This window comes from Streptomyces sp. Da 82-17 (assembly GCF_046098215.1).
Classification (GTDB): Bacteria; Actinomycetota; Actinomycetes; order Streptomycetales; family Streptomycetaceae; genus Streptomyces.
The window spans coordinates 454,061-460,060 of the sequence record NZ_JBJURH010000003.1; the positions used below are offsets into that span (position 1 = coordinate 454,061).

Annotated in this window: 4 protein-coding genes; 3 read left to right on the plus strand and 1 reads right to left on the minus strand. The window is 72.2% G+C overall.

Annotated elements, in window-relative coordinates; all coding sequences use genetic code 11:
• Positions 1–27: 27 nt before the first annotated feature.
• Positions 28–1,704, minus strand: coding sequence for a CTP synthase (locus tag ACIDOF_RS07540; protein WP_409004918.1), 1,677 nt, complete (start codon positions 1,702–1,704; stop codon positions 28–30).
• A gap of 441 nt (positions 1,705–2,145) precedes the next feature.
• Between ACIDOF_RS07540 and ACIDOF_RS07545 the strand changes: the two genes are divergently transcribed.
• The 3 genes from ACIDOF_RS07545 (at position 2,146) to ACIDOF_RS07555 (ending at position 5,949) form a co-directional block, all read left to right on the plus strand.
• Positions 2,146–3,948, plus strand: coding sequence for a glycoside hydrolase family 15 protein (locus ACIDOF_RS07545; RefSeq protein WP_409004939.1), 1,803 nt, complete (start codon positions 2,146–2,148; stop codon positions 3,946–3,948).
• 65 nt (positions 3,949–4,013) lie between these two features.
• Entirely contained in the window at positions 4,014–4,214 is a 201-nt protein-coding gene (locus ACIDOF_RS07550; RefSeq protein ID WP_409004919.1) for a hypothetical protein, read from the plus strand.
• Positions 4,215–4,269: 55 nt separating this feature from the next.
• A complete protein-coding gene (locus tag ACIDOF_RS07555; RefSeq protein ID WP_409004920.1) occupies positions 4,270–5,949 on the plus strand; it encodes a PucR family transcriptional regulator in 1,680 nt (559 codons plus the stop codon).
• The last annotated feature ends 51 nt before the right edge of the window (positions 5,950–6,000 follow it).

The window sequence follows — 6,000 nt, forward strand, 5'->3', positions numbered from 1 at the left end:
ACCCGCACCCCGGCAACCGTATCTCCGTTACTTGGCGGCCTTGCCCTTGGCCTGCTTCGCGGCCTGCTGACGCTCGACCGCGGCCTTCACCAGACCGGCGAAGAGCGGGTGCGGGCGGGTCGGGCGGGAGCGGAGCTCCGGGTGCGCCTGGGTGGCGACCAGGTACGGGTGCACCTCGCGCGGGTACTCGACGTACTCGACGAGCTTGTTGTCCGGGGACGTGCCGGAGAAGACCAGGCCGGCCTTCTTCTCCAGCTCCGCGCGGTAGGAGTTGTTGACCTCGTAGCGGTGGCGGTGGCGCTCCTCGACGTACTCCTTGCCGTCGTACGCCTCGCGCACGAGGGAGTTCTCGGCGAGCTTCGCCGGGTACATGCCGAGGCGCATCGTGCCGCCCATGTCGCCGTCGCCCGCGACGATGTCGAGCTGCTCGGCCATGGTGGAGATCACCGGGTGGGCCGTGGCCGGGTCGAACTCCGTGGAGTTGGCCTCGGGGATGTCGGCGAGGTTGCGGGCCGCCTCGATGACGATGCACTGCAGGCCGAGGCAGATGCCGAGCAGCGGCACCTTGTTCTCGCGGGCGTACTGGATCGCGCCGATCTTGCCGTTCACACCGCGGTCGCCGAAGCCGCCGGGGACCAGGATCGCGTCGACGTCGCCGAGCTGCTTCTTCGCGCCGGCCGGGGTCTTGCAGTCGTCCGAGGTGACCCACTTGACCTTGACGCGGGCCTTGTTGGCGAAGCCGCCGGCGCGCATGGCCTCGGTGATCGAGAGGTACGCGTCGGGCAGGTCGATGTACTTGCCGACCAGGGCGACGGTGACCTCGTGGTTCGGGTTGTGCACCCGGTCGAGGAGGTCGTCCCACTGGGTCCAGTTGACGTCGCGGAACGGCAGGTCGAGCTTGCGGACGACGTACGCGTCCAGGCCCTCGGTGTGCAGCACCTTCGGGATGTCGTAGATCGACTTGGCGTCGATGGCGGCGACGACCGCGGCCTCGTCGACGTCGCACATCAGCGAGATCTTGCGTTTGATGGAGGTGGGCACCTCGCGGTCGGCGCGCAGGACGATCGCGTCCGGCTGGATCCCGATGTTGCGCAGGGCGGCCACCGAGTGCTGGGTCGGCTTGGTCTTCAGCTCGCCGGACGGGCCGATGTACGGCAGCAGCGAGATGTGCACGACGAAGACGTTGTCCCGGCCGACCTCGTGGCGGACCTGGCGGACGGTCTCCAGGAACGGCAGCGACTCGATGTCGCCGACCGTGCCGCCGACCTCGGTGATCACCACGTCGACCTCGTCCGTCGCCATGCGGCGGATGCGGGACTTGATCTCGTTGGTGATGTGCGGGATGACCTGCACGGTGTCGCCGAGGTACTCGCCGCGCCGCTCCTTGGCGATGACCTGCGAGTAGACCTGGCCGGTGGTGACGTTGGCCGAGCCGTCGAGGTCGACGTCGAGGAAGCGCTCGTAGTGGCCGATGTCCAGGTCGGTCTCGGCGCCGTCGTTGGTGACGAACACCTCGCCGTGCTGGAACGGGTTCATCGTGCCGGGGTCGACGTTGAGGTACGGGTCGAGCTTCTGCATCGTGACCCGAAGACCCCGCGCCTTGAGGAGCTGCCCCAGGCTGGAGGCGGTCAGGCCCTTGCCGAGGGAGCTGGCGACACCCCCGGTGACGAAGATGTGCTTGGTCGTCGTGGCTTTGGGCGGCATGGCCAAGAGGGGGCTCCCGTGGTCGCGAGGTGGTGGTGCGTACCGGCAACCAGGGTCCGGAAGGTTGGGTTTCCCGGGAGTTGCCGTCGCTGCGGTTCGGGGTTCTTGAAACCACCGCTCCACGGGCTACCAGGGTATCAGCGACACGGGGAGGCTGCTTCCGGCCACGCTCCGCGCAGCTCCCCGGACCCTCCGTGTGCGGGGCTACGGGACGACCATGTGACCGTCACCCGACGCTCACCCGTTCGGCGCAGCCGCATTGCCCCGACGGGCGCGCGGATCACTAGGGTGCGTCGTATCCTGCTCGGACGTTCGCTGCCGAGCCGGGCCGGAGTACGGCACCACCCCCGCCCGACCGGAACCCCCCAAGCTCGTCAACGACCCTTGACTGCAGTGCAAGCGCCCCGCGGGGCGGACGTGGCCGTTCGACTGGAGATGTACGTGGCCGGGCGCATCGAGGACTACGCACTCATCGGAGACATGCAGACCGCGGCGCTGGTCTGCAGAGACGGCACGGTCGACTGGCTGTGCCTCCCGAGATTCGACTCGCACGCGGTGTTCGCCGGGCTGCTCGGCACCGAGGAGCACGGCTTCTGGCGGCTCGGGCCGCAGCACGCCGAGGGCGCCGAGCCGCCGCGCGCCAACCGCAGGACGTACCGCGGGGACTCCCTGATCCTGGAGTCCGAGTGGGACACCCCGCGCGGCACGGTCCGCGTGATCGACTTCATGCCGCCACGCGACGGCGCGCCCCAGCTGGTGCGGATCGTCGAAGGCGTGCGGGGGCGCGTGCCGATGCGCTCGTCGCTGCGGATGCGCTTCAGCTACGGCCGGATCGTGCCGTGGGTGCACAAGGTCGACGGGCGGACGGTGGCCGTCGCGGGCCCCGACTCCGTATGGCTGGACACCGACGCCGAGACGCACGGCGAGGACCTGACGACGTACTCGGACTTCACCGTCGCCCCCGGCGACCGGGTCGCGTTCACGATCAGCTGGGAGGCCTCGCACAAGGGGCCGCCGCCGCTGCACGAGCCGGAGGCCGCCCTCGAGGCGACGGCGGACTTCTGGCGCGAGTGGGTCGAGCACTGCACGTACCACGGGCCCTACCGGGAGGCGGTGGTGCGCTCGCTGATCACGCTGAAGGCGCTGACGTACGCGCCGACCGGCGGGATCGTGGCGGCGCCGACCACGTCGCTGCCGGAGGACATCGGCGGCTCGCGGAACTGGGACTACCGCTTCACCTGGCTGCGGGACGCGGCCATCACGCTGTCGTCGCTGCTGCGCACCGGGTACCGCGAGGAGGCCCGCGCCTGGCGCGAGTGGCTGCTCCGCGCGGTCGCGGGCGACCCGGAGAACCTGCAGATCATGTACGGCATCGCGGGCGAACGGGAGCTGGGCGAGGCCGAGTTGGACTGGCTGCCGGGGTACGAGAACTCGCAGCCGGTGCGCGTCGGCAACGGCGCCGCGCACCAGCTGCAGCTCGACGTGTACGGCGAGGTCACCGAGGCCCTGCACCTGGCCCACATGACGGGCCTGGCGCGCAGCGACTACGCCTCGGTGCTGCAGGTCAAGCTGATCCGGTACCTGGAGACGCACTGGGACCAGCCGGACGAGGGCATCTGGGAGGTGCGCGGGCCGCGCCGGCACTTCGTGCACTCCAAGGTGATGGCGTGGGTCGCCGTCGACCGCACGATCAAGCTGATCGAGTCCGGCGACGTGGACGGCCCGCTGGATCGCTGGCGCGAGCTGCGCGACGACATCCACCGGGACGTGTGCGAGAAGGGGTACGACCCGGAGCGGAACACGTTCACGCAGTCGTACGGCTCGCAGGAGCTGGACGCGTCGCTGCTGCTCATCCCGCAGATGGGCTTCCTGCCGCCGGACGACAAGCGGGTCGTCGGCACGATCGAGGCGATCCAGCGGGAGCTGTCCACCGAGGACGGCTTCGTCCTTCGCTACCCGACGCAGGGCGAGGACGCGGGCGTGGACGGCCTGGAGGGCGACGAGGGCGCGTTCCTGGCCTGCTCGTTCTGGCTCGCGGACGACCTCGCGATGATCGGCCGGGTCGACGAGGCGCGCGAGCTCTTCGAGAAGCTGCTCTCGCTCCGCAACGACCTGGGCCTCCTCGCCGAGGAGTGGGACCCGCGCCTGCAACGCCAGGTCGGCAACTTCCCCCAGGCCTTCAGCCACGTCCCCCTGATCGACACGGCGTTGCGCCTGACGGCTTCGGGGGCGTACGGAGGCTGATCCTCCGCTGCCCGGCGTGCGCGGCCCCTCGGTTTCGGCCGGGGGGCCGTGGTCATGCTGGCCGTATGAGAATCCGGGCAGCCACACGTCCCCTGCGGCAGCTGTACCTGCGGCGCGTGGTGTACCGGCCGGGTGCCCCGCCGGTGCTGGACAAGGAGGGCGGTCGGGTCTCGGTGCACTGGTTCGTGCTCACGAATCCGGTGGTGTCGCTGCTGTGCCTGCCGTCGGAGCAGCTTCGGGGCCTCCTGGGCCGCTGGGGCCGGTGAGGTGTGGGGGCGCAGTGGTGTTCTCGGCGCGCGGGCAGGCGGTAGCGTCCCGCGGATGGACACGCACAATCCTCAGGCCGGGATCACCGTGCAGCGCGCGCTCGAACTGCCCGGGCTGCGCAGCGGGCTTCCCGAGGTCGTGGCCGGCGCCGACCGGCTGCAGCGGACCGTGCGCTGGGTGCACGCCGGCGAGGTGCCGAACATCGCGTCGCTCCTGAAGGGCGGCGAGCTGCTGCTCACCACCGGGCTCGGGCTCGGGGCGCGGCCCGCAGACCAGCGGGCGTTCGTGCGCAAGCTCGCGGAGCGGGGCATCGCGGCGCTCGTCGTGGAGCTCGGTCCGCGGTTCTCGCGGCTGCCGTCGGCGATCGTGGAGACGGCGCGTACGGCCGGGCTGCCGCTGGTGCAGCTGCATCGCGAGGTGCCGTTCGTGACCGTGACCGAAGAGGTCCACACGGAGATCGTCAACGGCCACTACGCCCTCCTCAAAGAGGCCGACGAGGTGCACCGGCGCTGCACCGACGCGCTGCTCGCCGGTGGCGGAGTGCCCCAAGTCCTGTCCGTACTGGCCGAGTTCTGCGGGAACCCGGTGTTCCTGGAGACGGCGGACGGGCAGCTGCTGTACGCGGCCGGGCCGCCCGCCGGGTCGGGCGAGGCGGACGGGCCGGGGGTCGATCCGCTGCAGGTGTGGGAGGGGCTGCGCGGCCGGTCGCGGTCCCGGGACGAGGGGCCGCCCGCCGGGTCGGTGCTGATCGACGTTCCGGGCGGCGGTCCCGGGTCGCGTTCCGGTACGGGCGGGGTGCGGGCGCGGATCGCGCTGCTCGCGGTGTCGGGGCCCGTGCAGCCGGTGCACCGGATGGCCGTCGAGCGGGCGGCGGGTTCGCTCGCCGTGGTGCTGATGCAGGCGCGGCAGGAGGAGGAGCTGGCGGCGCGCGGCCGCGGGGACTTCCTGTCGGACCTGGCCGAGGGTCGGATCAGCGCCGACGACGCGCCCGCGCAGGCCCGTGTGCTCGGGTTCCGGCCCGGCTCGGGCCCGCTCCTCCCGGTGGTCATGCGGGTCGCGGACTCTCTGGTGCCGAGCGGGAGTTGGGCGGTCCTCGCACGGGCGGTCGCGGAGGAGCTGGCGGCGGTCGGCGTGCCGGTGCTCGTCGGCGTACGGCCGGTGGAGGGGCGGGTTCCGGTGCTGCTCGGGCTGCGGTCCGAGTCGGAGCGTACGGCGGTCGCCGACCGGGTCGCCGAGGCGCTGCGGGCGGGGCTCAGGCAGGCCGACGAGCGGGCCGGGGTGCAGCGTGCCGGGGTGCGGCCGCCGGTCGTGGTCGTCGGGGTGGCGGGCGGCTGGGCCGCGGCGTCGGCGGGGCTGCGGCACGCGGCGGAGACGGCGACCGCGGCGCAGGGGCTGGTCGACCGGCCGTGGTACGACGCGCGGCGCCTGGACACCGAGCTGCTGCTGTGGCGGCTGCGCGAGCACCCCGACCTGGCGGCGTTCGTGGAGCGCGCGATCGGGCCGCTCCAGGACCACGACCGGCGCGCGAAGCCGCCGCTGCTCCCCACCCTGGAGACGTACCTCGCGCACGCGGGCCGCAAGGCGGAGACGGCCCGCGAGCTGCACCTCAACCGCCAGACCCTGTACAACCGCCTGGCCCGCATCGCCGAACTCCTCGGCACGGACCTGGACGACCCCCAGACGGTCCTGGCCCTCAGCCTGGCCCTGCGGGCTCGACGGCATGTGGGCGGGTGAGGGCCGGCGACGCTCGCCCGGGGCGGGTCAGGTCGCCGCCGCGGCCGGGCA

What these genes read in the sequence shown, in the direction of transcription:
- ACIDOF_RS07540 (WP_409004918.1), bottom strand. Translation starts at nt 1,704, where the DNA reads ATGCCGCCCAAAGCCACGACGACCAAGCACATCTTCGTCACCGGGGGT.
- ACIDOF_RS07550 (WP_409004919.1), top strand. Translation starts at nt 4,014, where the DNA reads ATGAGAATCCGGGCAGCCACACGTCCCCTGCGGCAGCTGTACCTGCGG.
- ACIDOF_RS07555 (WP_409004920.1), top strand. Translation starts at nt 4,270, where the DNA reads ATGGACACGCACAATCCTCAGGCCGGGATCACCGTGCAGCGCGCGCTC.